Source organism: Sphaerisporangium rufum (genome assembly GCF_016863395.1).
GTDB lineage: Bacteria > Actinomycetota > Actinomycetes > Streptosporangiales > Streptosporangiaceae > Sphaerisporangium > Sphaerisporangium rufum.
Genome location: NZ_BOOU01000045.1, coordinates 14,379 through 38,165 on the forward strand (window position 1 = coordinate 14,379; position 23,787 = coordinate 38,165).

Consider the following 23,787-nt stretch of genomic DNA (forward strand, 5'->3'; position numbering starts at 1 on the left):
GCGGCTCCGCGCGGAGGTCAGCGCAGCGAGGCGCGGCTGCGCGGCGAGCGGCGCCGTGACGCGGGCGGGGGCGGCAGCAGCGTCTCCGCGCAGTCCTCGCAGGCCATGACCGGGGCGGAGTTCGGCAGCCTGCCGACGCGCACCCGCGGGCGCGGCCACTTCTTGTGACAGACGGCGCACGCGTCACCGGCCCGCTGGGGTGCGGTGAGGTCGTCTGGGTCGAATGTCAGGGTCGGCCGTGCCGCTCCGGTCGGATCCCGGCTCATTACGCTCCCGTTGATGGAATGTGCCGTACCCGAACCGTTATAGCGCCATTACTCCGCGTGATCGACTAGCGCGATGTCAAGGCAGGGTTAAATCGCAGGCAACGCTTCCGCTGTTCAATGACAAAAGGGGCACCTGACGGCAAGTCGGGTGCCCCTCGTCGGGTGCGACTAAACGGACGAGATGGCCTTCTCCAGGATGGACAGCCCCTCTTCCAGCAGCTGCTCGGGCATGGCGAGCGGCGGCAGGAAGCGCAGGACGTTCCCGTAGGTCCCCGCGGTCAGCACCACCAGGCCGTCGGCGTGGCAGCGCCGGGCGATCTCCCCGGTCACCGCCGGGTCGGGATCCTTGGTGCCCGGCCGGACCAGCTCGATCGCCACCATGGCGCCGCGGCCGCGCACGTCGCCCACCATCGGGTGGCGTTCGGCGAGCGTGCGGAGCCGGGGGAGCATGATCTCACCGATCCGCCGGGCCCGGCCGGTCAGGTCCTCGGCCTCGATCGTGTCGAACACCGCCAGCGCCGCCTCGCAGGCGAGCGGGTTGCCGCCGTAGGTGCCGCCCAGCCCGCCCACGTGCACCGCGTCCAGCAGTTCCGCCCGGCCGGTCACCGCGGCCAGCGGCAGGCCGCCCGCGATGCCCTTGGCGGTGCAGATGATGTCCGGCACGATGCCCTCGTCCTCGCAGGCGAACATCCGCCCGGTGCGGGCGAAGCCGGTCTGCACCTCGTCGGCGATGAAGACGATGCCGTTGTCCCGGGCGAAGGAGACCAGCGCCGGCAGGAACCCGCGCGGCGGCTCGATGAAGCCGCCCTCACCCTGGATGGGCTCGATCACGATGGCCGCCACGTTCTCCGCGCCGATCTGCTTGGTGATGGCGTCCACCACCTGCGCGGCGGCCTCCTCGGCGCAGTTCTCCGGCCCGGTCGGCCACCGGAACGGGTAGGCCATCGGCATCCGGTACACCTCCGGCGCGAATGGGCCGAACCGGTGCTTGTAGGGCATGTTCTTGGCGGTCAGCGTCATGGTGAGCAGCGTGCGGCCGTGGTACCCGTGGTCGAAGGTGACCACGGCCTGGCGGCCGGTGGCGTGCCGGGCCACCTTCACCGCGTTCTCCACGGCCTCGGCGCCCGAGTTCACCAGGAACGAGCGCTTCTCGTGATCGCCAGGGGTGAGCGCGTTCAGCCGCTCGCAGACCTCGACGTACGACTCGTAGGGCGTCACCATGAAGCAGGTGTGGGTGAACTCGCCGGCCTGCCGCCGCACCCGCTCCACCACGCGCGGCGCGGCGTTGCCCACGGTGGTCACCGCGATGCCGGAGCCGAAGTCGATGAGCGAGTTGCCGTCCGCATCCACCAGCACCCCGCCGCCCGCCCGGGTGACGAACACCGGCAGCGTGGTGCCGATGCCCGGGGGAACCGCCGAGCGCTTGCGCGCCAGCAGCTCCCGCGACCGCGGGCCGGGGATCTCGGTGACCAGGTGGCGCCGCTGGGGGAGCGCCGGGCCGCCGGTGGGCTGGTCCTGGCCGGTCCGCGCGCCGGCGTCGTGCTCGATGCTCATGTCCCCGACGGTACGGTGGCCGCCGGCCGGCTTGACCTGGCGACCTGTCACAATGGTCACGCCGGATTGGCCGACTTGTACAAATCCGGCCCGACCCCCTGGGAGCGGAGATGGCGCCCACGCTGCGACGCCTGGTGGCGGCCGCCCCGCTGCGCCTGCGGTTGCACGCGGGGGAGTCCGCGCTGGACCGGCCGGTGCGGTGGGTCGCGGTCAGCGAGCTGGAGGACCCCACCCCGTTCCTGGAAGGTGACGAGCTGTTGCTCACCACCGGGATGCGCCTCGTGCCGCGGGAGGCCGGTGCCTACGTGGCCCGCCTGGTGGCCCGGGGCGTCGCCGGGCTCGGCTTCGGCGTGGGGCTCGGCCACGACCGGGTGCCGCCGGAACTGGTCCGGGCGGCCGCCGCCGCCGGGCTGCCGCTGGTCGAGGTGCCGCGGGAGACCGCGTTCATCGCGGTCGGCAAGGTGGTCGCCGACCTGCTGGCCGCCGAGCGGCACGAGGAGCTCGGCGACGCCCTGGCCGCGCAGGGCCGGCTGACCCGGGCCGCGCTGCGGCGACCGGGCGGACCGGGCGCCGTCGTCGGCGGGCTGGCCCGCGAGATCGGCGGCTGGGCCGCGCTGCTGGACGAGTCCGGTGCCGTACGGCACGCCGCGGGCGCCGGCGCGCCGGCCGGCGTCGCCGCGGTACAGGGAGAGCTGGACCGGCTGCGCGCCCCGGGCCACCCGGCCAGCCTGTCGCTGTCCGGCCCGGGCGAGCACGTGGTGGTACGGCCGCTCGGCGAGTCCGGCCGGGTGCGCGGCTTCGTCGTGGTGGGCGGCGCCCGGCCGTTCACCCCGGTCGGCCACACGGTGGTGAACACCGCCGGCTCGCTGCTGGCGCTGGCGCTCGAACAGCAGCGCGAGCGGCTGGCCGCCGCGCGCGGGGTCCGCGCGGTGGCGCTGCGGCAGCTGCTGGCCGGTGACGCCGAGGCGGCCGGGGAGACGCTGGCGGCGGTCGGCCCGCTGCTCGGTACCGGCCCGGCGCCGTCCGGCCTGCCCACCGGCCCGGTGGCGGTGCTCGCCTGCGCGCCGGGCGACGCCGAGGCGCTGCTGGACGCGCTGGCGGAGGCGGGGCCGGCCTTCGCCGCGGCCAGCGGGGAGCTGGTGGTCGTGCTGGTCGCGCCGGACGAGGCCGGCCGCCTGGCGGAGGTGGCCGCGGCGGCCGGGGCGACGGTCGGCGTGAGCCGGCCGGTGCCCGCGTCCGCGCTGCCGGCCGGGCTGCCGGCCGCGCTGGAGGAGGCCCGGCGGGCCCTGGGCTCGGCCGCCCCGGTGATGCGGTTCGCCGACCTCGCCGGGCGAGGGCTGGCGGCGCTGGTCGACCCCGAGTCGCTGGCCGCGTTCGCCGCCGCGCTGCTGGCGCCGCTGCGCGAGTACGGATCACGGGCCGATCTGGTGGAGTCGCTGCGCGCCTACCTGGCCTGCAACGGGCACTGGGACGCGGCGGCGCACCGGCTGGGCGTGCACCGGCACACGCTGCGCTACCGGATGCGCCGGGTGGCCGAGCTGCTCGGCCGTGATCTGGAGGACCCGGGCACCCGCGCCGAGCTGTGGATCGCGCTGTCGGCCGCCGGTCAGGGCGAGCGCGGCAGCTGATCCTTGCGCACCAGGTAACGGTTGATGGCGGCCAGGGTGACCGAGGTGTAGACGTGATCGTCGCGCAGGTGCCCGGCCCGTTCCAGGCTGACCGCGCCGTGCGCCGCCGCCCACAGGCAGTCGGCGATCTTCCGGGGCTGGGTCGGCACGAGCCGGCCGGCCGAGATGCAGTCGGCCACGGCGCGATCCAGGACGTTGACCGCCGCGCGGGCGAGGGTGCGGGCCCGCTCGCTCGGCTCGAAGCCGGGGATCGCCTTCTCGAACATCACGCTGTAGTAGGCCGGTTCGGCCAGGCACGCCTCGCGGTAGGCGCCGCCGAGGGAGATGAGGTACTCCAGCGGGTCCGGATGGCGGGGCACCGCGTCCAGCCGGCGGCGGAAGCGCTCGAACCCCTCCAGGTAGAGGGCCTCGGCCAGGCCTTCCTTGTTGCCGAACATCGTGTACACCACGGTCGTGGCGCAGCCCGCCTCGGCGGCGATCCGCCGGACGGTGAGGCTGTCGGCGCCGTCGGTGACGAGCAGGCCGCCGGCCACCTCGATGAGACGGTTGCGCAGCGCGTCCCGGGTGGTGTGGCTGCCCAGCGTGTACGCGCCCTGGAGCCCGAGCGGCGCAGCCGAACCCATCAGCGACCCAGCCCCTTCTCCCCACGGGTCCCGCGCGGACCCGCAACTTGACTTAACCACGTGTCTCAAGCTTCAAACCGCTCCGTATTAGAAAACATCTCGAAATCGGAGTATGACTGTTACAAAAAGAGGGAAATAACTCTACTTATGCGTAATGGAGGGGCGGGACGCGGCGGTTGTCCGTACTGGCACGGCACCGCCCGGCGCCTGGTGGCATACCGTCGATGACATGGACGTACGCCCCTTCTGGCTCGCCGGCGAGCCCGCCACCGGCGAGGACGAGCTGACCGTGACCAACCCCCACGACGGCCGGGTGGCCGGCGCGGCGGCGGTGCCCACCTCCGAGCAGGTGGAGCGGGCCGTCGCGGCCGCGCACGCGGTGCGGCGGCAGGCGGCCGGCCTTTCCCTGCACGCCCGCGCCGAGGCCCTGGCCCACGTGTCGCGGCGGCTGGCCGAGCGGGCCGAGGAGGTCGCCCGGCTGATCAGCGCCGAGAACGGCAAGCCGATCCTCTGGGCGCGCGGCGAGGTCGCCCGGGCGGTGTCCACCTTCCGCTTCGCGGCCGAGGAGACCCGCCGCTTCGGCGGCACGGCGCAGCGGCTGGACACCGAGCCCGCCGCCGAGGGCCGCCTCGCCTACGTGTCCCGGCAGCCGTACGGCCCGGTGCTCGCGGTCACCCCCTTCAACTTCCCGCTCAACCTCGTCGCGCACAAGGTCGCCCCGGCCATCGCCGTCGGGGCCCCGGTCATCGTCAAGCCGGCCCCGGCGACGCCGCTGTCGGCGCTGCTGCTCGGCGAGATCCTGGCCGAGACCGGCCTGCCCGCCGGCATGTTCTCCGTGCTGCCGGTGCCCAACGACCGCGCCGGCGCGCTGGTGGACGACCCGTGCCTGCCGGTGGTCTCCTTCACCGGCTCCGGACCGGTCGGCCACGCCATCCGCGAGCGGGTGCCGCACAAGCACGTCACCCTGGAACTAGGCGGGAACGCGGCGGCGGTCGTGCTCGCCGACGCCGACCTCGACCACGCCGCCGCCCGCGTCGCGCTGTTCGGCAACTATCAGGCCGGCCAGAGCTGCATCGCCGTGCAGCGGGTGATCGTCGAGCGGCCGGTGCTGGCGGAGTTCACCCGGCTGCTGGTCGCCGCCGTGGAGGCGCTGGCGGTCGGCGACCCGGCCGACGACAAGACCCAGGTGGGCCCGCTGGTGTCGGAGGAGGCGGCCCGGCGGGTCGCGGACTGGGTGGCCGAGGCGGTGGCCGCGGGCGCCACGGTGCTCACCGGCGGCGAGCGGGACGGTGCCACCCTCGCGCCGACCGTGCTCGCCGACGTGCCGGCCGGCGCCAAGGTCCTCGCCGAGGAGGTCTTCGGACCGGTGCTCGTGCTCCAGCCGGCCGGCTCGGTGGACGAGGCGTTCGCCGCGGTGAACGACTCCCGGTACGGGCTGCAGGCCGGGGTGTTCACCAAGGACGTCGCCACCGCCTTCCGGGCCGGCAAGGAGCTGGAGGTGGGCGGCGTCATCATCGGTGACGTGCCGTCCTACCGCGCCGACCAGATGCCCTACGGCGGGGTGAAGGAGTCGGGCACCGGCCGAGAGGGCCTGCGCTCGGCCATGGAGGACTACACCTACGAGAAGGTGATGGTGCTCACCGGCCTCACCCTGTGATCCGGGGGCGCGAGACGGATGCCGGACGGGCGCGGTCAGGCGCGCTCGGCCGCCTCGAACACCCGCCGCGCCTGGTCGCCGAAGTACGGGCCGTACATCGTGGCCGGGTCGTCGCTGTACTTGAAGCTGCTGACCGAGGTCATCACCCCCTCGCCGGTGGCCGGATCGAACGAGCTCAGCCACGGCCCGCCGCTCGCGCCGGCGGTGAGGTCGCAGCGCATGCCCTGATCGCGCGTCTGCTCGTGCGGGTCGCCGCGCACCGGCCCCGCGCAGTAGATCAGGTGCTCGCCGTCGTAGGGCGGGTCGGCCGGGAAGCCGAATCCGAAGGCCGGCCGGCCGCGCGGCCCGCCGAACGCGATCTCCTGGCCGCCGACGGCCTCGCCCAGGTGCCGCCCCCCGGAGGTGTTCATCGCGACCATGCCGATGTCGTAACTGTCGTCGGCCCGGCGCGCCCAGGGCTCGGCGACGAACATCCGGCGCGCGGTGAAGACACCATGGGGCCGGCGCCCGGCCTCGTAGCCGGGGACGAACGTCCAGTTGGCCGCCCAGGCGCCCTTGCCGTCCTTGACGCAGTGGCCGGCGGTGACCACCACGTCCAGGTTCGCGCTGCGCACCGCGCCCGCCGAGCAGACGTAGTCGGCGCCGCCCATCGTCAGGAACACCCGCCCGGTGGTGCGGGTCACCGCACCACCGCCCGTCCACCGCGCCCCCTTCACCCGCCCGGCCGGCGCCGCCGCGGCGGCGGGCGCCGGGGCGCCGGGCGGGCGGGACGCCGCGGCGAGGGGGACGCGGGCGGACGGCAGGCCGGGCAGGCCCACCGGCTGCCCGGCCGGCAGTGCGGCCGGCAGTGCGGCCGACATGCGGCGGGGCGTCCAGTAGGCGAGCACGCGGCGGCGCTCGGCGGCCGAGCCCGCCGCGGCGTGCGCCACCACGCCGCCGGACGCGGAAGGCCAGGGGGAGGCGGGGCGGGAGACGGCCGCCGCGGCGAGTCGTGGGGCGAGGCCGGCGACGCCGGAGCTCCGCGGCCCGGACCCCGGCCCGGGCGCCTCCGGCGCCGTCCCCCGCCCGCCGGGCGGGGCGAGGCCGGTCAGCAGGGCGGCGGCGGCGATCAGGGGGAGGATCCGGCTCATGCCCTAGGAGTCTGGACCACGGAACGTGTCCATGTGGACGCTTTAGGTGAACCCGATGGCCGTCCGGCGGGCGCCGGACGGCCGCGCCGGACGGCCCGGACGCGGGCCGGGGGGTGGAGCGGGCGGAGGTCGCCGCGATAATGGGGCGCATGCAGACCCCGATCGTGGCCCCCATCGTGGCCCCCGGCGTGACTTCCGTCATGGCTCCGGACGCGGCGGCCGGCGGCCCCGCCGCCGAGGCGCGGACGGTGCCGCGCCTTCCCGGTCCGGGCGAGCCCCGCTCGGTCGTGGTGCTGGGGTCCACCGGATCGGTGGGCACCCAGGCGCTGGAGGTGATCGAGCGCGAGCCGGGGCGGTTCCGGGTGGCCGGGCTGGTCGCGGCGGGCGGGCGGCCGGACCTGCTGGCCCGCCAGATCGCGCGGTTCCGGCCCGAGGTGGTGGCCGTCGCCGACGAGGCCGCCGTCCCCGCCCTGCGCGAGGTCGCCGGGGGCGTCCCGGTGCTGGGCGGGCCTGCGGGGGTGGAGGAGGTGGCCGCCTGGCCGTGCGACATCGTGCTCAACGGCATCACCGGCGCGGTCGGCCTGACCTCCACGCTGGCCGCGCTGTCGGCCGGGCGGGTGCTCGCGCTGGCCAACAAGGAGTCCCTGATCATCGGCGGGCCGCTGGTGAAGCGGCTGGCCGCACCCGGCCAGATCCTGCCGGTCGACTCCGAGCACTCGGCGATCGCCCAATGCCTGTGGGCGGCCGGTCCGTCCGGCCACGACCCCGCGGCGGTGCGCCGGCTGGTGGTGACCGCGAGCGGCGGCCCGTTCCGCGGCCGCGCCCGCGCCGAGCTGGCCGGCGTGACCCCCGAGCAGGCGCTGCGGCACCCGACCTGGGACATGGGCCCGGTGATCACCCTCAACTCCGCCACCCTGGTCAACAAAGGGCTGGAGGTCATCGAGGCCAACCTGCTGTTCGACATCCCCTTCGACCGGATCGCGGTGGTCGTCCACCCGCAGTCGGTGATCCACTCGATGGTGGAGTTCGTGGACGGCTCGACCGTCGCCCAGGCCAGCCCGCCGGACATGCGGCTGCCCATCTCGCTCACCCTCGGCTGGCCGTTCCGGGTGCCCGGCGCGGCCGCCCCGGTCGACTGGACGCGTGCCCACACCTGGACGTTCGAGCCGCTGGACGACGAGGCCTTCCCGGCGGTGGCGCTGGCCCGGCACGTCGGCGGGCTCGGCGGCACCGCCCCGGCCGTCTACAACGCCGCCAACGAGGTCTGCCTGGACGCCTTCGTGGCCGGCCGGCTGCCGTTCCCCGGCATCGTGGACACCGTGGCCGCGGTCGTCGAGCGGCACCGGCGCACGCCCGCCGAGACGGTCGAGGAGGTCCTGGCCGCCGACGCCTGGGCGCGGGCCCGGGCCCGCGAGTTGACCGGCGGGTGAGTCCCGTGTCCGGCACGGGTCGCCCGCCGACCGGCGGACCCGGCGGGTCCGCCGGTTACCTAGACTGGACGCGTCTGAGCGCGTTGCCGACCACCAAGGTGCGGGAAAGATATGACATCTGTTGATCTGGGGATCCCCTCGGTACGGACCAAGCCCATCGCCGAGCGGCGGGTGTCGCGGCAGATCATGGTGGGCGGGGTGCCGGTCGGCGGTGGCGCGCCGGTGTCGGTGCAGTCGATGACCACCACGGTGACCGCCGACATCAATGCCACGCTGCAGCAGATCGCCGAGCTGACCGCCTCGGGCTGCCAGATCGTCCGGGTGGCGGTGCCCTCGCAGGACGACGCGGACGCCCTGCCGATCATCGCGCGCAAGTCGCAGATCCCGGTGATCGCCGACATCCACTTCCAGCCCAAGTACGTCTTCGCCGCGATCGAGGCCGGGTGCGCGGCGGTGCGCGTCAACCCGGGCAACATCAAGAAGTTCGACGACAAGGTCGGCGAGATCGCCCGGGCCGCGACCGAGCACGGCACGCCGATCCGGATCGGGGTCAACGCCGGGTCGCTGGACCCGCGGCTGCTGGCCAAGTACGGCAAGGCCACGCCCGAGGCGCTGGTGGAGTCGGCGCTGTGGGAGTGCTCGCTGTTCGAGGAGCACGGCTTCACCGACATCAAGATCTCCGTCAAGCACCACGATCCGGTGGTCATGGTGCAGGCCTACCGGCTGCTGGCGGAGAAGTGCGACTATCCGCTGCACCTTGGCGTCACCGAGGCCGGGCCGGCCTTCCAGGGCACGGTGAAGTCCGCGGTGGCGTTCGGGGCGCTGCTGGCCGAGGGCATCGGCGACACCATCCGGGTCTCGCTGTCGGCACCGCCGGTGGAGGAGGTCAAGGTCGGCATCGCCATCCTGGAGTCGCTGGGGTTGCGCGAGCGCGGCCTGGAGATCGTGTCGTGCCCGTCCTGCGGGCGGGCGCAGGTCGATGTGTACACGCTGGCCGAGCAGGTGCACGCCGGGCTGGACGGGCTGAAGGTCCCGCTGCGGGTGGCGGTGATGGGCTGCGTGGTCAACGGCCCCGGCGAGGCCCGCGAGGCCGACCTCGGCGTCGCCTCCGGCAACGGCAAGGGCCAGATCTTCGTCAAGGGCGAAGTGATCAAAACGGTCCCCGAGTCCCAGATCGTGGAGACCCTCATCGAGGAGGCCCTGCGGCTGGCCGAGGAGATGGGCGTCGAGGTCGACCTGGAGGACGAGGCGGGCACCGGCCCGCAGGTCGTGGTCGGCTGATCCGGGCGGTCGCCGGCCGTTGACCGCGGCCGGCCGGGGTATTCATGCAGGGTGCGAGCACGGCGGCGAGTCGACCCGGCGCGGCCCAGGAGGCCGGGCCGCGCCCTGCGGGCGTTGCCGCTCGCGCTCGTCGCGGCCATCACGGTGGCCGACCTGCTCACCCCGGCGGAGATCCAGCTCAGCCCGCTGCTGATCATCGCGCCGGCGTTGACGGCCACGGTCGCCGGGCCCCGGTTCACCGGCCTGGTCGGCGCCGTCGCCATCGCCGACCAGGTGTTCCTGGACGTGCGCGCCCATCTGCTCGGCTCGCGCCTGTTCCAGTCGCAGCTCGCCGCGCTGGTCATTCTCACGGTCTACTTCGTGGCCTCCGCCTACCTGCGCGAGCGGAACCGGGAGAAGTTGGTGCTGGTCCGCTCGATCGCCGAGGTCGCCCAGCGTGCCCTGCTGCGGCCGATCCCGCCCCGCCTCGGGCCGCTCCGGCTGGCCCGGGTCTACCTGGCCGCCCAGCAGGAGGCGCAGATCGGTGGCGATCTCTACGCCGCGGCCCGGGCCGGGACGGTCACCCGGCTGCTCATCGGGGACGTGCGCGGCAAGGGCCTGCCATCGGTCTCCGACGCGGCCCTGCTGCTCGGCGCATTCCGCGAGGCGGCCCGGCACGACATCGGCCTGGCCGAGATCGCCCGCTACCTGGACGAGAGCGTCCGGGCCGACCCGGCGGAACGGGACGACTCGGGGCCGGAGTTCTCGGAGAACTTCATCACCGCGGCGGTGCTGGAGATCCCCGACGATCGGCCGACCGTGGACGTGGTCGACTGCGGCCATCCGCCGCCCCTGCTGCTGCGGGACGGCGAGATCACCGCGCTGCAGGCCGCCCGCCCCGCGCCGCCGCTCGGCCTCGGCGAGCTGGCACCGGCCACCGCTCACCAGGCGGAGAGCTTCGAGTTCCGCGCCGGCGACATCCTGCTGCTGTACACCGACGGCGTCATCGAGGCCCGCTGCCCGGCCGGGCGGTTCTACCCGCTGGCCGACCGGGCGCGCGCCTGGGCCGGGGATGACCCGGAGGACCTGGTCGGCTTCCTGCGCGCCGACCTGCTCGCCTACGTCGGCGGCCGGCTCGGCGACGACGCGGCCCTGCTCGCCCTGCGCCGGCTGCCCGATCAGGTACCTCCCGGCCGGTGAGCGGCACGCCGGACGGGCAACTACTACGCTCGGCAACCGGATGGACACGGATGGGTAAACATTGGCGGGGTCGGCCGTGGCCGGCGATCGCCATCCGGGAGCATCTCCTCTGCCACCGGAGCAGAGGAGTGACGGGTGAAGCGGGTTCTGTGGGTCGCCGCCGGCATGACGCTGGCGGTCACGTCGCTGACCGCCGGGACAGGCGCGGAGCCGGTGGCCCCGGCCGCCGTGTCCTGGGGCGCGTGCTCGGGGGCGCGGAGCGGCGCGCGAGTGGAGTGCGCGTCGGTCCAGGTGCCGCTCGACTACGGCCACCCGGACGGGCGGCGCGTCACCCTGGCGCTGAACCGCGTCAAGGGCGCCGAGTCGCACGGCCGCCACGGGCTCGGGGTGCTCCTGGTCAACCCGGGCGGTCCGGGCGCCTCCGGCACCGACCTGGCCCGGTACGTCGCGGCCGCCCTGCCGAAGGAACTGCTGGCGCGCTATGACGTCATCGGCTTCGACCCGCGCGGAGTCGGCGCGAGCCGGCCCGCGCTGACCTGCGTCGACGCCAAGGAGCACTACGCCGCTCCCCGCCGGGACGAGGTGCCGGCCGACCAGGCGGCCGAGCAGGCCCTGCTCGCCCGGGCGCGGCACTACGCGCAGGAGTGCGGCCGGCGGTGGCCCTGGCTGCTGCCGCACCTCACCACCGAGAACTCCGCCCGTGACATGGACGCGATCCGGCAGGCGCTCGGCGAACAGAAGATCAGTTATCTCGGATACTCCTACGGCACCTACCTGGGGTCGGTCTACGCCACGCTGTTCCCCGGCCGCGTCCGGCGGCTGGTGCTGGACAGCGTGGTGGACCCGGAGGGGGTGTGGTACCAGGCGAACATCGCCCAGGACTACGCCTTCGACCGGCGGCACCGCGACTTCCTGGCCTGGGTCGCCCGCAACGACGACGTCTACCGCCTGGGTGACACGGCGAAGGCGGTGACCGACGCCTGGTACGGCATGCGCCGCCGGCTGGCCGCACACCCGGCGGGCGGCATCGTGGGGCCGAGCGAGCTGGACGACATCTACACGGTGGGCGGCTACACCGACGCCGTGTGGCCGCAGTTCGCCGCCGCCTTCTCCACCTACGTGCGCCGGGGCGGCACCGATGGCCTGCTCGGCGCCTACCGCCAGCACGTGGACAACGACGCGGCCGCGGAGAACAACTACGCCGTCTACCTGGCCGTGCAGTGCCGGGACGCCCAGTGGCCGCGCGAGTGGTCGCGCTGGAACGCCGACACCGTCCGGATCCACCGCAAGGCGCCCTTCATGGCCTGGGCCAACGCCTGGTACAACGCGCCGTGCGCGTTCTGGCCGGAGAAGGGCGGCACGCCGGTCCGGGTCGGCGGCACCGCGCAGCTGCCCCCGATCATGCTGATCCAGTCCCGGCGGGACGCCGCCACCCCGCTGCCGGGCGCGCTGCGGCTACGCGAGCGCTTCCCCGGCGCGCGGCTGCTGATGGAGGGCGGCGGTAACCACGGGGTCTCGCTGGGCGGCAACGAGTGCGTCGACCGGTACCTCGCCACCTACCTGCGCGACGGGCGGTTGCCCGGCGGTGCCGACCGGCGGGCCGCGACCGCGGGCGCCGGGCGGCACGCCGACGCGACCTGCCCGGCCGGCCCCGAGCCCCGCCCGGTGCTCCCCATGTCGTCGAGCGCCGGGTCGTCGGGACGAATGGCGGCCCTCCTCGGCCACTAGAGCCGGTTCGTTCCAAAATCGGGACGGTCGCGTAGGCTGGGCCCGTGATGTTGCGAACGTCGGCGTCGCGCGTTCTCGACGACCAGGACCGCGACGAGGTGCTCACCATCCTCGACGCGGATCCGGTGGCCAACGTGTTCGTCGCGTCGCGGGTCCGTGCCGTCGGGCTCAACCCGGCCCGGCTGGGCGGGCAGATGTGGGGCTTCGGCCCGCGTGGCGCGATGACCTCGCTGTGCTACGCCGGGGCCAACCTGGTGCCGGTGAACGCCGGATCCGAGGCGGTGCAGGCGTTCGCCGACCGCGCCCGCCGGCAGGGGCGCCGCTGCTCGTCGATCGTCGGGCAGGCGACCGCGGTCGAAGGCCTGTGGGAGCGCCTGGAACCGTACTGGGGCCCGGCCCGGGCGATCCGCTGGGCGCAGCCGGTGATGGCCATCGCCGCACCCTCGCCGGTGCCGCCCGATCCGCTGGTCCGCCAGGTGCGGCCGGACGAGTTCGGCACGCTGCTGCCCGCGTGTGTGGCGATGTTCACCGAGGAGGTGGGCATCTCGCCCGACCTCGGCGACGGCGGTGCCCTGTACCGCTCGCGGGTGGCCGAGTTGATCCGTATCGGCCGCTCCTACGCCCGCATCGAGGACGGCCAGGTCGTCTTCAAGGCGGAGGTCGGCGCGGTCACCCCGCAGGCGTGCCAGATCCAGGGGGTCTGGGTGCATCCGGACCGGCGGGGGCAGGGGTACGCCGCGCCCGGGATGGCCGCGGTGGTGGCGATGACGCTGCGGAACTTCGCGCCGACGGTGACCCTCTACGTCAACGACTTCAACCAACCGGCCCGGGCCGCCTACCGGCGGGCCGGTTTCGTCGAGGTGGACACCTTCATGTCCGTACTGTTCTGACCGTTCGGGTAACGGGTCGACGGTCGCCGCGACCGCCGGCGGGGAATCGCCGCGCCTCTTCCTGAGATCACCGCATGATGGTGATCGTGAAGGATGCCCGGACCCGGGCCGCGCTGACCGCGGGTGCCGCCGCGTCGACCGTCGGCGGTATCGCGGTCCCAGGCTGCCGGTCACAGGTCAGCGAGCGCTCCACGCGGACGGGAGTGGTGCGGAGCGTTCCGACCGGCGGCGTCAGGGCGGTCTGACCTGGCCGTCGAGCACGATGGAAGAAGACAGCGGCCGCCGGGTTCGGGCAGGCTTCACTCGCCCGCGACGCCGTCCGCCACGCCGGCGCCGGCCCCGCCGGCCGGCCTGAGCGCGGGAGGATCGTCGCGGCCGTCCACGTCGCGAAGGGGATCGAGATATGCCGTTGAATGACATGATCAGGCGAGCCGCCGCGGGCCGACCCGGGCCGGCGTCGCGGCGGTTACGCCGCGCCGCGGTGAGCGCCGTCGCCGCGCTCGCGCTGTGCGCGGGCACCGCGGGCGCGAGCACCGCCGCGGTGGAGGAGCCGGTCACCGGCCCGGCGCTGTTCGCCCGCGGCTTCACCCACGGCCAGGTGGCCGTGCAGGGCAGCATCCTGCACTACGTGCGCGGTGGGTCCGGTCCGGCGCTGGTGCTGCTGCACGGCTGGCCGGAGACCTGGCAGATGTGGCGGGGCGCCATGCCGGAGCTGGCCCGCGACCACACCGTCATCGCGTTCGACCTGCCGGGCCTGGGCGCCTCCACCGCGCCGGCGAGCGGCTACGACAAGGTCACCACCGCCGAGCGGCTCCGCGAGGCCGTCATCAAACTGGGCTTCCGCCAGGTGCAGATCCTCGGCCACGACCAGGGCGTGCTGATCGCCTACCCATGGGCCCGCGACCACCCCGGCGAGGTGACCAGGATCGGGGTGCTGGAGTCGCCGCTGTCCGGCTTCGGGCTGGAGGACCTGTACGGGCTGAGCTGGCACTTCCGGTTCAACATGTCCCCGGCGCCCATCCCGGAGACCATCATGGACGACGATGACGTGCCGACCTACCTCGGCATGATGTTCACCTTCAGCCACCGGCCGGAGAACATCGACAAGGAGGTCTACTACCGGGCCTACCGCGACCCGGCCAAGCGGCACGCCGGCTACGAGTACTACCGGGCGTTCGCCGCCGACGCCGAGAACAACCGGCAGAACGCGAGCCGCCGGCTCGCCATGCCGGTGCTGGCGATGGGCGGCCAGTACTCCTTCGGTCCCGGGGTCGCCGACTCCTTCCGCCAGGTGGCCGACGACGTGCACACCGTGGTCGCCCCGGACGCCGGCCACTTCATCCCCGAGGAGAACGCGCCCTTCCTCACCGCCTGCGCCAAGCTGTTCTTCGCCGCCACCGCCACCCCCGCGCCCAGCACCGACCTGGCGGGCTGCGCCCGCTGACCGGCTGGCGGCCTGCCCCGGGGGCGGGCCGCCGTCCAGGGCGCCGGCCGGCGTCGCGGGCAGCACGCCCGCGGCGCCGGCCGGTCCGGTTGCGGCACCGGGCGCCGGCCGCCACCGGAGGGGCGCACCGGGCGAGGGTGTCACCGGAGGGGGCGCCGGCCGCCACCGAGGGGTGGTCCGGCCGGCGCCGGACGGACGTGCCGGGTGCCGTCAGCCGCCGGGGACGCCGTCGTAGGCGGCCCGGGCGGCGGCCAGCAGCAGCTCGGACACCCGGCCGGCCGGCAGATCCATGGTCTGCACGACGGCCAGCTGCAGCGCGCCCATGACCGCCCAGGCGCGCACCCGGGCGGCCGCGTCCGGCTCCGGCCCGGCCAGCCGGGCGTATATCTCGTCGCGGAAGGCGCGGATCGTCTCGCCGCGCGAGCCGGGCGGTGCGGCATCCGCGCCGCCGATGTCGTCCATGAGCAGCCGGATCACCTCCCGGTGGCGCACCACGAACACGGTGAGCGGTTCGACGAAGCGGCGGGGACCGGCGCCCGGGTCCCGGCCGAGCAGCGCGAGCAGGTCGTCGGCGGCCGGGGCGAGCAGCTCGGCGGCCAGCCGGTCCTTGGGGTGGAAGTGGTAGGCGACCGCCGTCTTGGTCAGGCCGACCTCGGCCGCGATGTCGGCCAGCGAGGTGCCGGCGTAGCCGTGGGCGGCGAACAGCCGGCGGGCCGCCGCGAGGATCTTGCTCCGGGTGTCGTCTCCGGGGTCCGGTGTGGTCATCGTCTCACTTGTCCGCCCATGCCGTCCTGTCACGAGAAGCGCGCCTAAGCTACTGAATGTACGTCCTGCACGGTCGTACAGGACACGCGTGTCGTGAACTCTCATCTTGTCTGGGACGGGGATCCAATGGCGAGTCTTCTCGGCCGGCTGGGCGAATGGTGCGCGCGGCACGGCCGCCTGGTACTGGCGCTGTGGATCACCCTGGCCGTGGCGCTCACCGCGGGCACCCTGGTGTTCGGCCGCCCGACGAGCAACGACGTGTCCATCCCCGGCACCGACGCGCAGCGGGCGCACGAGCTGATGCGCGACGGCTTCGGCCCCGGGTACGACCCGGGCGGCAGCGTCCAGCTGGTGCTCTATTCGCCGGACGGCCCGCTGATCGCCAAGGAGCGCAAGCGCGCCGTCGAGGACGCCATGGCCGAGATCCGCCGGCTGCCGCATGTCGTCCAGATCGACGGCCCCTACCGGGCGGGCGGCCTGGCGGCCAACCTGGAGATCGGCGTGATCGGCGTCCGGCTGTCCGGGCACGACCAGGACAAGGTGGCCGAGACCACCGCGCAGATCTCCGCGGCGGCCGAGCCGGTGCGCCGGGCCGGCATCGAAGCGGTTCCCGCCAACAGCGGCACCCCGGCGGACAAAGAGATCAAGAGCGGCGCCAGCGAGATCATCGGAGTGATCTGCGCGCTGCTGGTGCTGCTGTTCGCGTTCGGCACGCTGGTGGCGGCCCTCGTGCCCATCTTCACCGCGGGCATCAGTCTCGGCGTCGGCCTCGGCGTCATCGGGCTGCTCGGCCACCTGGTCGACGTGCCCAAGCAGGCGCCGGTCATGGCGTCCATGATCGGTCTGGGCGTGGGCATCGACTACGCCCTCTTCCTGCTGTCCCGCCATCGCAAGCTGCTCGCCGACGGAGTGCCGGTGCACGAGTCGGTCCGCCGCACCGCGTCCGGCGCCGGCGGGGCGGTGCTGTTCGCCGGCGGCACGGTGGTCATCGCGCTCAGTGCCCTGCTGCTCGCCGGCTTTCCGCTGCTGCGCACCCTCGGCTGGCTGACCGGCATCTCGGTGATCTGCGCCGTGCTCACCTCGCTCACCCTGGTGCCGGCGCTGCTCGGCATCCTCGGCCACCGGGTCAACGCGCTGCGGCTCCCGCTGTCCGGTACCCGGCGCGACGCCGCGCACGCCGCGGGCAGCGGCTGGTCGCGGCTCGGCGTGTGGGTGGCCGGCCGGCCGTGGCGGGTGCTCGCCATCACGGCGGTCGTGCTCGGTGGCCTGGCCGCGCCGGCCCTCGGCCTGCGCCTCGGCCCGATCGACGAGGGCTACGCCGACCGCGGGCAGCCGGAGCGGCGGGCGTACGAGCTGATGGAGACCGGGTTCGGCCCCGGCGTGAACGGCCCGCTGCTGGTGGTCGGCGAGCCGGCCGCCCCGGTCCGGGCGAGTGATCCGCCCGCCCCGGTAGTGGCGGAGCTGGGCGACCGGCTGGCGGACCTGCCGGGCGTCGCGCACGTGGCTCCGGCCAAGGTGAACGACTCCGGGCGGGCGGTGCTGGTCCAGGTGGTGCCGGAGTACGCGCCGAGCGATCCGCGCGCGGCGGACCTGGTGCACGAGGTCCGGAGCATGGACGTGCCGGGCATGCGGCTGCACGTGGGCGGCAAGGTGGCCGGCATGACCGACGCGAGCGACCGCATCGCCGAGCGCACCCCCACCGTCATCGGAGTGGTCGTGCTGCTCAGCGCCCTGCTGTTGCTGCTGGCCTTCCGCGCGCCGCTGGTCGCGATCAAGGCCGCGCTGATGAACCTGATCTCGCTCGGCGCCGCCTTCGGCGCGCTGGCGATCGTCTTCTCCTTCGGGATCGGCAGCCATCTGGTCGGCCTGGATCCGCCGGTGTCGGCGTCCGCGTCGTACGTGGCGACGGTGTTCTTCACCGTGCCGATCGACTCCTACGTGCCGGTGATGCTGTTCGCCGTGCTGTTCGGCCTATCCATGGACTACGAGGTGTTCCTGCTCACCTCGGTGCGCCAGGCCTATCTACGCTCCGGTGACAACCGGCGCGCGGTCGCCGAGGGCCTGGGCGCGACCGGCCGGGTGATCACCTCGGCGGCGCTGATCATGGTGGCGGTCTTCGTCGCGTTCATCGCCTATCCCGACCCGGTGGTCAAGGTGTTCGGCGTCGGCCTCGCGGTCGCCATCGCGGTCGACGCGACCATCATCCGCGGCCTGCTGGTGCCGGCCACCATGGTGCTGCTCGGCCGGCTCAACTGGTGGTGCCCGCCGTGGCTGGACCGCCTGCTGCCGAACATCTCGGTCGCCGAGCACGCCGACGACGAGCCGGAACCCGCGCCGGAGCCCGTCCTGGCGGGCAGCCGCGGCTGACCGGGCGGTCAGCCGTCGCCGCCGGGGCGCCGCGGACGGGTGATCGTGGCGGCCAGCCGGCCGGCGGTGCGCTGGACGCGCAGGTATCCGAGCATGACCAGGACGGTCAGCAGGGCCGGAAGCAGCAACGCCAGTGTGCCGGCCACCGGGACCAGGGGAGCGGTGGACGCCGGGCCGGCGGTGACGAGCGGCAGGCTCGCCGCGGCCGGCGCCACCTGGGGCGCGCTGATGACGATGGGCGGGTCGGCCGGCGGCACGCCAGGCGCGGCGGGCGGTTCCGGGACGGCCGGGGACGGGACGGCCGGGGACGGGACGGTCACCGGTGGCATGGCGCCTGGTGTGCTGGGGCCCGGAACGGTGGCGCCCGGAACGGCGGCCTCCGGGGTGCCGGAGGTGGCCGGCGATGGACTGCCGCCGGCCGCGACCGGAGCGGCCGGGGAGGCCGGCGCCGCCGGGACGTCGAGCTCGGCCAGCGCCGCGTCCTTCTTGACGATCATCTCGGTGGCCCGCGCCGCGGCCAGGGTCTCCGCCTCCCGCGCGGCGGCCTCGGCGTCCAGCTCCGCCTTGATCCGGCCAGGGTAGCCGTAGCCGACGATGTAGGTGCCGTCGCGGGTCTTCTCCCGGACGAACCGGCCGTCGACGTTGCCCTCGATGGTGTGAATGTCACCGCCCTCGACGTCCAGCACCATGCCGACGTGGTCGATGCCGTCCACCGTGCCCGAGCCGCTCCAGTCGAAGAAGACCACGGCGCCCGGCTCCGGCTCGTCGCCCCAGGCGCCCTTGCCGATGAACCACTTGGCGTGGTCCACCGTGTAGGCGAACTGGCCGAACCACTTCTCGTAGCCCAGGCTGTGCGCGGCCCAGGAGAGGAACATGTCGCACCAGGGCTGGGCCGAGTAGTCGGAGTCGAACTCCACCGTCCGGCCGTACCAGGCACCGAACTTCGTGTAGCCACCGCCGCGCTCCTGGTAACCGAGCTGAGCCTGCAGCAATTCGATGATCTTGTCGAGTTCCGCCGACATAGGCAGTGGGGGACCTTCCGCGTTGGACAGCTGATGCCGGAGACCGTCCGGCCGTCCGTGCTGGAGGACCCTAGTAAGGAAAAGCGCAGGTCAAAACCACGCCAAGGCCGGGCCGGCCGCCCGTGGAGCCGGCCGGCGGGCCGGCGGATCCGCCGACGGCGGCGGCGGATCCGCGCCTTCACCGGTCTGCCGCAGATCATGCATCGAATCGGATTTCTTTACCTAAACATGACCAAAAGCGACAGCAAACCGGCACGGTCGGTGGTGTACCGATCAAGGAGTGGGGGCGACCGGCGCGGCGGAGGTGGCGGGTCCGGGGGCCGGCGCCGGGGTGGCCGCGATCTCGTCCGGAAGGCGCAGCCGGCTGACGATCCACGGCAGCGCCTGCGGCAGCTCCCGGTTCCAGGTGGTGAAGTTGTGCCCGCCGCTCGGCAGGATCAGCGACGCGGCCTGCATGGGCGGGCGGACGGCGGCCAGGAAGTCCAGGGTCGTGCGGTAGTTGGACTCACCCTTGCGGCTGCTGGTCACCAGCACCGAGATCGGCGGATGCGGCAGGTTGGCCAGCCGCCACATCAGATCGTTCTCCTGGGCCAGATCCGGGCTGCCGCCGAAGAGGTCCCCGGTGGTGGCGTCGGCGGGCGGCCGGTAATAGCCCGACAGGGACGCGGCGGCCCCGAAGGACTCCGGGTGGCGCATGCTCATCTTGAGCGCGCAGTAGCCGCCGGTCGAGCCGCCGAGAACGCCCCAGCTCGCCGGTTCGGTGCCGACCCGGAACACCCCGGCCATCGCCTCCCGGAGATCCTTGGTGAAGAAGGTCTCGACCTGCGGCCCGTCCGGCACGTCCATGCACTCGGTGTCGCGGGGCGGGGCGAGGGTCGGCCGCATGAGGATCAGGATGGCCGGGGCCATCTCCCGCCGATCGATGCTCCGCGCCGCGGTGGCGGGGATGTTCATCCTGGTGATCAGGTTGCGGGCGTCACCGGGGTACCCGGTCAGCACGAGCACGGCGGGGAACCGGGTGCCGGCGTACCGGGGGTCGAAGTACTGCGGCGGCAGGTAGACATACGCGGGGGCGCTCAGGGTGGAGGCGGCGCCGGTGACGACCACGTGCTCCAGCCGGCCGCCCTGATATCGCTGCCCGCCCCGGGACAGCGTCACCGGGGAACTGCTCATCACCTGCACCCGGGCGCTGGACGGGGCGTCCGGGGGCTCCTGTTCCAGGTCGGCGACGATCGGCGCGGCGGCGCCCCGGCCCGAGCCGAGCAGGTCGTCCCAGCTGCCGTAGAAGCCGAAGTAGTTGTTGATCAGCAGGGCCAGCGCGCCCAGGGTGAGCACCTGGTTGCCGACCAGCACGCCGACCCGGCCGAGCACCGCCGGCCAGGTGCGGGCGCTCAGCCGGGGCCAGAGCCACCAGGCCGACCCGGCCAGACCGCCCACCGCGAGCAGGATCGCGGCGACCTGAAGACTCGTCGCGGTGAGTTCCACGCTGACGCCCCCCGATTTCCGGCACCACTCCCACCGTCCATTTCGTGGTACCCAACAAATGTTATCCAATAGAGATAAGGCTGCGGTAAGGACTCATCGCCACGAAGCACCCCTGGTGTCCGAACTTTTCGGACACGCAGGCCGGCGGCGAGCGCCGGGCATCATGGCTGGTCAGTGCGGTCGGGGGCCGCTGGCCAGCCATAGTCCGATTAATGGCGATTTCTCGCGATAAGTACTGCTATTCGCGGGGTGCGGGGAGGAGAGAACGCGCTGGGGGTGCGTCAGGAAGCGTGCGGAGAATAGAGCACGAAGTCGTTTCCCGACGGGTCGCGCAGCACCGCGCGAATCTCGTGCGGCCCGGTCGCCGGCCCGCTGACCACCTCGGCGCCCGCCGCCGCCAGCTCGGCCGCCGCGGCGGGAACGTCGGCCACCTTGTACGACGGCGCGGTGACCGCGCCGGCCACCTGCTCCGCCCGCGCGGCCAGCGCGATGGTCACCCCGCCCGCGTCCAGCATCGCGAACCGGTCGCCGTCCCGGAAGCGCAGCGACAGGCCGAGGCCGCCGGTGTAGAAATCCAGCGCCTTGTCCAGATCGTCCACCGGGATCAGTACGTTGCCGAGCTTCTGGACGTGAACGCCCATCGGACCTCCAAGGTCGGTCGCCTGCCGGCCGCGGCGACGCCGGCCGCCGATGTCACGCTAGGCCACCCGCGACACCGAAGTGAAGACGCCTCACTCCGGCGCCGGGGTACCCCTACCGGCCGCGAGGCGGTTCAGCCGATCTGCCCGCCGTCACCTTCCTGGCCGGGCGGCGGGGAGGGCGACGGCGACGGCCGGGGGGTCGGCTCCCTGGTCGGTTCCTTCGTCGGTTCCTTGCTCGGCTCGGGGCTCGGTTCGGCACAGGCCGGGCCGCGACGCGTGGTCCGCGCGGTGTCGGTGGCGGCGCCGAGCGCGGACGACACCCGGACGGTGACGCTCCGCACGTCGGTGTAGCCGCACTTCGGCGTGTCGAACCCCACGGTGAACTCCCGCTCGTAGGAGGAGTCACCGCTGAGCGAGGCCGTCCGGTCGGCGGTCCGGGTCACCGTACGCTCCCCGATGGTGAGCGTCTGCCGGAACGCCGCGGCCACGCCGACCGCGCCCGGGGTGGCGTTGGTCACCCGGACCCGCAGCGTCTGGCCGTTCCACGAGACGATGGACACCGCCGGCGGCGGGCACTTCGGCCCGGCGACCCTGATCTCCCTGGACCGGGCGCCGCCGGCGGCCGCCGGGTCGGTGCTCACCCGCACGCCGAGCCAGGCGGCGGCGCCGCACTCGACGTCCCCGAGGTCGCCGCGCATCGCCAGCGAGTAGGAGGTGCGCCCGGTCAGCGTGCGGGTCGCCCGGTCCACCACCTTGGCGGTGCCCTCGCCCTCGCGCCGGGTGAACTCGGCGGCCACCCGGACCGCGCCCGGCCCGCTCGTGCGCATGGTCACCTCGGCGGTGCGGCCGTTCCACTCCACGGCCAGGCCGTCCACGGTGGGTGGCGGGCAGGCGGGGCCGCGCACCGCCACCACCCTGCTCACCGCGCCACCGCGCGCCTTCGGAGTGGTGGCCAGGGTGACCTGCCGGTACACCGTGGTGCCGCAGGCGGGCGCGGTGAAGCCGCCGTCCACCGCCCGGTTGTAGGCGGTGGCGCCGGTCAGGGTGAGAGTGCGCGTGGCGCCCGGGACGAGATCGGCGCGAGACGGCCCCTCGGCGAACCTCGCGGTGAGGGTGACACCGAGCGTGGTGGATGTGCGCAGCCGCACCGTGGCGGTACGGCCGTCGAACCCGGCCAGCGCCAGGTCGTCCACGGTGAGCGGGGCCGGAGAGGGGGACGCGGAGGGCGGCCGGGGCGGCGGTGTGGGCGACACGGTCGGCGCCGCGGTGTCCGGCGGGGGCGGCACCCGCGTCGGGCCGCCGGTCGGCGCCGGGTCGGACGGCGGGGGATCGGACGGCTCGGCGTCGGTGGTCTCCGCCGGACCGGCGGGACTCGGGCCGGGGCTCGGGCTCAGGGTGTCGGGGTCCGGCGTCGGGTCGACGGGGGCCACCACGCCGGCCTGCACGGTGGGGCGCGGGGTGGTGGTCAGCGCGACGTCGCGCACCGGCTGGCGGCTCGCGGCGATCACCGCGATGATCACACCGACCGCGAGGATGCCGGTGCCGACCAGCATGCGCGCGTGCCGCAGCGGCCGGCGCAGGACGGTGCGGGCCAGGCTGGTGGACGCCGCGGGCACCGGCTCGGCCAGCGGGAACAGCAGGGCGAGCAGGGCGGCGAGCTCGGCCAGGTGGCGCCGGCCGCGCTGCTCCCACTCCGGCCCGTAGGCCGCGATGGCCGCGGTCTCCAGCTCGCCGACGAAGGCGCGCGCGGTGGCGGGCCGGCCGGCCGGATCCTTGGCCATGCCCCGGGCGACCAGTGCCCGCACCGAACTCGGCACCGCCTCGACCGGGACCGCCGCGGTCAGGTGCTGGTGGCGGAGCACCGAGACATGCTCGGCGGCGAACGGGCGGCGGCCGGTGAGGCACTCGAAGAACACGCAGGTGGCCGCGTAGACGTCGGTCGCCGGACCGGCCGGGGAGCCTTCCCACTGTTCGGGTGCCATGTACGGCGGGGTGCCGGCCGACAGGCCCGCCTCGCCGGTGGGGGTGGCGATGCCGAAGTCGGCGAGCTTGCTCTGCCCGTCCGCCTGGATCAGCACGTTCTCCGGCTTGTAGTCGCGGTGCACGATGCCGGAGGCGTGCGCGGCCGACAGGCCGAGCAGCGAGCCCTTCAGCACGGCCAGCGCCGCCTCCGGGCTGGTCGAGCCGTGCTCGCGCAGGATCGCGCGCAGCGCGACGCCGTCGACCAGCTCCATCACGATGGCCGCGCCGAGCGGGCTCTCCACGTACTCGTAGAAGCGCACGATGTTGGGGTCGCCGATCTCCACCATCGTGCGGGCCTCCTCGCGGAAGGCCGCGAGGAAGTGCGGGTCGGACCGCAGCTCGTCGCTGAGGTACTTGATCGCGACATGCGCGCCGGTCGCCTCGTAGGTGGCGAGCACCACCCGGCCGCTCCCGCCGCTGCCGAGCACGCGTTCTTCCCGGTATCCCGGAACGGACCAGGCGTCCATCGTCTGTCCCCTCGAAGGTGGTGCGCCACGTTCCCCTCAAGAAGGTCTCACCGGGCGCGCCGATTGTCACGGAAATGGTAGATCATCGGGGTGACGATTCGATTACGTTAGGTATACCCGTCCGGCATGACCCGCCCCCAGGGGCACCACCTGCTGGACCACCCCGCGGAGCGTGAGTTGACCCCGCCGCCGGCCCGTCCCGGCGTTC

At 74.1% G+C, this 23,787-nt stretch carries 18 protein-coding genes; 9 read left to right on the forward strand and 9 right to left on the reverse strand.

The window, feature by feature from the left end:
- Positions 1 to 17: 17 nt before the first annotated feature.
- A complete protein-coding gene (locus tag Sru01_RS15775; RefSeq protein WP_203985330.1) occupies positions 18 to 266 on the reverse strand; it encodes a hypothetical protein in 249 nt (82 codons plus the stop codon).
- Between the two features lie 168 nt (positions 267 to 434).
- Positions 435 to 1,820 (reverse strand): 4-aminobutyrate--2-oxoglutarate transaminase, encoded by a 1,386-nt coding sequence (gene gabT / locus Sru01_RS15780; protein ID WP_203985331.1) that lies wholly within the window; start codon positions 1,818 to 1,820, stop codon positions 435 to 437.
- 110 nt (positions 1,821 to 1,930) lie between these two features.
- On the opposite strand from gabT, the gene Sru01_RS15785 reads away from it, so the two are divergent.
- The gene (locus tag Sru01_RS15785) at positions 1,931 to 3,448 is read left to right on the forward strand and encodes a PucR family transcriptional regulator (RefSeq protein ID WP_203985332.1); all 1,518 of its coding nucleotides are present in this window, start codon (positions 1,931 to 1,933) and stop codon (positions 3,446 to 3,448) included.
- Here the strand turns inward: Sru01_RS15785 and Sru01_RS15790 are convergent.
- Positions 3,427 to 4,071, reverse strand: a complete 645-nt coding sequence (locus tag Sru01_RS15790; protein WP_203985333.1) for a TetR/AcrR family transcriptional regulator — start codon at positions 4,069 to 4,071, stop codon at positions 3,427 to 3,429. The two genes, Sru01_RS15785 and Sru01_RS15790, sit on opposite strands and share 22 nt — an antisense overlap.
- Before the next feature lie 229 nt (positions 4,072 to 4,300).
- Here Sru01_RS15790 and Sru01_RS15795 point away from each other — a divergent pair, with 229 nt between their 5' ends.
- Positions 4,301 to 5,728, forward strand: coding sequence for an aldehyde dehydrogenase family protein (locus Sru01_RS15795; protein WP_203985336.1), 1,428 nt, complete (start codon positions 4,301 to 4,303; stop codon positions 5,726 to 5,728).
- Between the two features lie 35 nt (positions 5,729 to 5,763).
- Here the strand turns inward: Sru01_RS15795 and Sru01_RS15800 are convergent, their stop codons facing one another.
- On the reverse strand, positions 5,764 to 6,858 hold the full coding sequence (locus tag Sru01_RS15800; RefSeq protein ID WP_239137465.1) for a trypsin-like serine peptidase: 1,095 nt from the start codon (positions 6,856 to 6,858) through the stop codon (positions 5,764 to 5,766).
- A gap of 149 nt (positions 6,859 to 7,007) precedes the next feature.
- Between Sru01_RS15800 and dxr the strand changes: the two genes are divergently transcribed.
- From dxr to Sru01_RS15830, 6 genes are all read left to right on the forward strand, one after another.
- Positions 7,008 to 8,288 (forward strand): 1-deoxy-D-xylulose-5-phosphate reductoisomerase, encoded by a 1,281-nt coding sequence (gene dxr / locus Sru01_RS15805; protein WP_239137466.1) that lies wholly within the window; start codon positions 7,008 to 7,010, stop codon positions 8,286 to 8,288.
- A 111-nt stretch (positions 8,289 to 8,399) separates the two neighbouring features.
- Positions 8,400 to 9,569: a flavodoxin-dependent (E)-4-hydroxy-3-methylbut-2-enyl-diphosphate synthase gene (gene ispG / locus Sru01_RS15810; protein WP_203985338.1), complete on the forward strand. Its 1,170-nt coding sequence runs from the start codon at positions 8,400 to 8,402 to the stop codon at positions 9,567 to 9,569.
- Between the two features lie 51 nt (positions 9,570 to 9,620).
- Positions 9,621 to 10,748: a PP2C family protein-serine/threonine phosphatase gene (locus tag Sru01_RS15815; protein WP_203985339.1), complete on the forward strand. Its 1,128-nt coding sequence runs from the start codon at positions 9,621 to 9,623 to the stop codon at positions 10,746 to 10,748.
- A gap of 135 nt (positions 10,749 to 10,883) precedes the next feature.
- Positions 10,884 to 12,476 carry an alpha/beta hydrolase gene (locus Sru01_RS15820; protein WP_239137467.1) on the forward strand — a complete coding sequence of 531 codons (1,593 nt, stop codon included), beginning with the start codon at positions 10,884 to 10,886 and terminating at the stop codon, positions 12,474 to 12,476.
- Positions 12,477 to 12,523: 47 nt separating this feature from the next.
- Positions 12,524 to 13,366: a GNAT family N-acetyltransferase gene (locus tag Sru01_RS15825; RefSeq protein WP_203985353.1), complete on the forward strand. Its 843-nt coding sequence runs from the start codon at positions 12,524 to 12,526 to the stop codon at positions 13,364 to 13,366.
- Positions 13,367 to 13,847: 481 nt separating this feature from the next.
- Positions 13,848 to 14,810 (forward strand): alpha/beta fold hydrolase, encoded by a 963-nt coding sequence (locus Sru01_RS15830; RefSeq protein WP_239137468.1) that lies wholly within the window; start codon positions 13,848 to 13,850, stop codon positions 14,808 to 14,810.
- A gap of 210 nt (positions 14,811 to 15,020) precedes the next feature.
- Here the strand turns inward: Sru01_RS15830 and Sru01_RS15835 are convergent, their stop codons facing one another.
- Entirely contained in the window at positions 15,021 to 15,575 is a 555-nt protein-coding gene (locus Sru01_RS15835) for a TetR/AcrR family transcriptional regulator (protein WP_203985341.1), read from the reverse strand.
- Positions 15,576 to 15,701: 126 nt separating this feature from the next.
- Here Sru01_RS15835 and Sru01_RS15840 point away from each other — a divergent pair, with 126 nt between their 5' ends.
- Positions 15,702 to 17,942 carry an MMPL family transporter gene (locus Sru01_RS15840; protein WP_203985342.1) on the forward strand — a complete coding sequence of 747 codons (2,241 nt, stop codon included), beginning with the start codon at positions 15,702 to 15,704 and terminating at the stop codon, positions 17,940 to 17,942.
- 8 nt (positions 17,943 to 17,950) lie between these two features.
- Here the strand turns inward: Sru01_RS15840 and Sru01_RS15845 are convergent, their stop codons facing one another.
- The 4 genes from Sru01_RS15845 to Sru01_RS15860 form a co-directional block, all read right to left on the reverse strand.
- Entirely contained in the window at positions 17,951 to 18,964 is a 1,014-nt protein-coding gene (locus tag Sru01_RS15845; RefSeq protein ID WP_203985343.1) for a CHAP domain-containing protein, read from the reverse strand.
- A 273-nt stretch (positions 18,965 to 19,237) separates the two neighbouring features.
- Positions 19,238 to 20,449: an alpha/beta hydrolase gene (locus Sru01_RS15850; RefSeq protein WP_203985345.1), complete on the reverse strand. Its 1,212-nt coding sequence runs from the start codon at positions 20,447 to 20,449 to the stop codon at positions 19,238 to 19,240.
- 281 nt (positions 20,450 to 20,730) lie between these two features.
- Complete coding sequence (locus Sru01_RS15855) at positions 20,731 to 21,090, reverse strand: VOC family protein (protein ID WP_203985346.1); 360 nt, start codon at positions 21,088 to 21,090, stop codon at positions 20,731 to 20,733.
- A 131-nt stretch (positions 21,091 to 21,221) separates the two neighbouring features.
- The gene (locus tag Sru01_RS15860; protein WP_203985347.1) at positions 21,222 to 23,579 is read right to left on the reverse strand and encodes a serine/threonine-protein kinase; all 2,358 of its coding nucleotides are present in this window, start codon (positions 23,577 to 23,579) and stop codon (positions 21,222 to 21,224) included.
- Between the last annotated feature and the right edge of the window lie 208 nt (positions 23,580 to 23,787).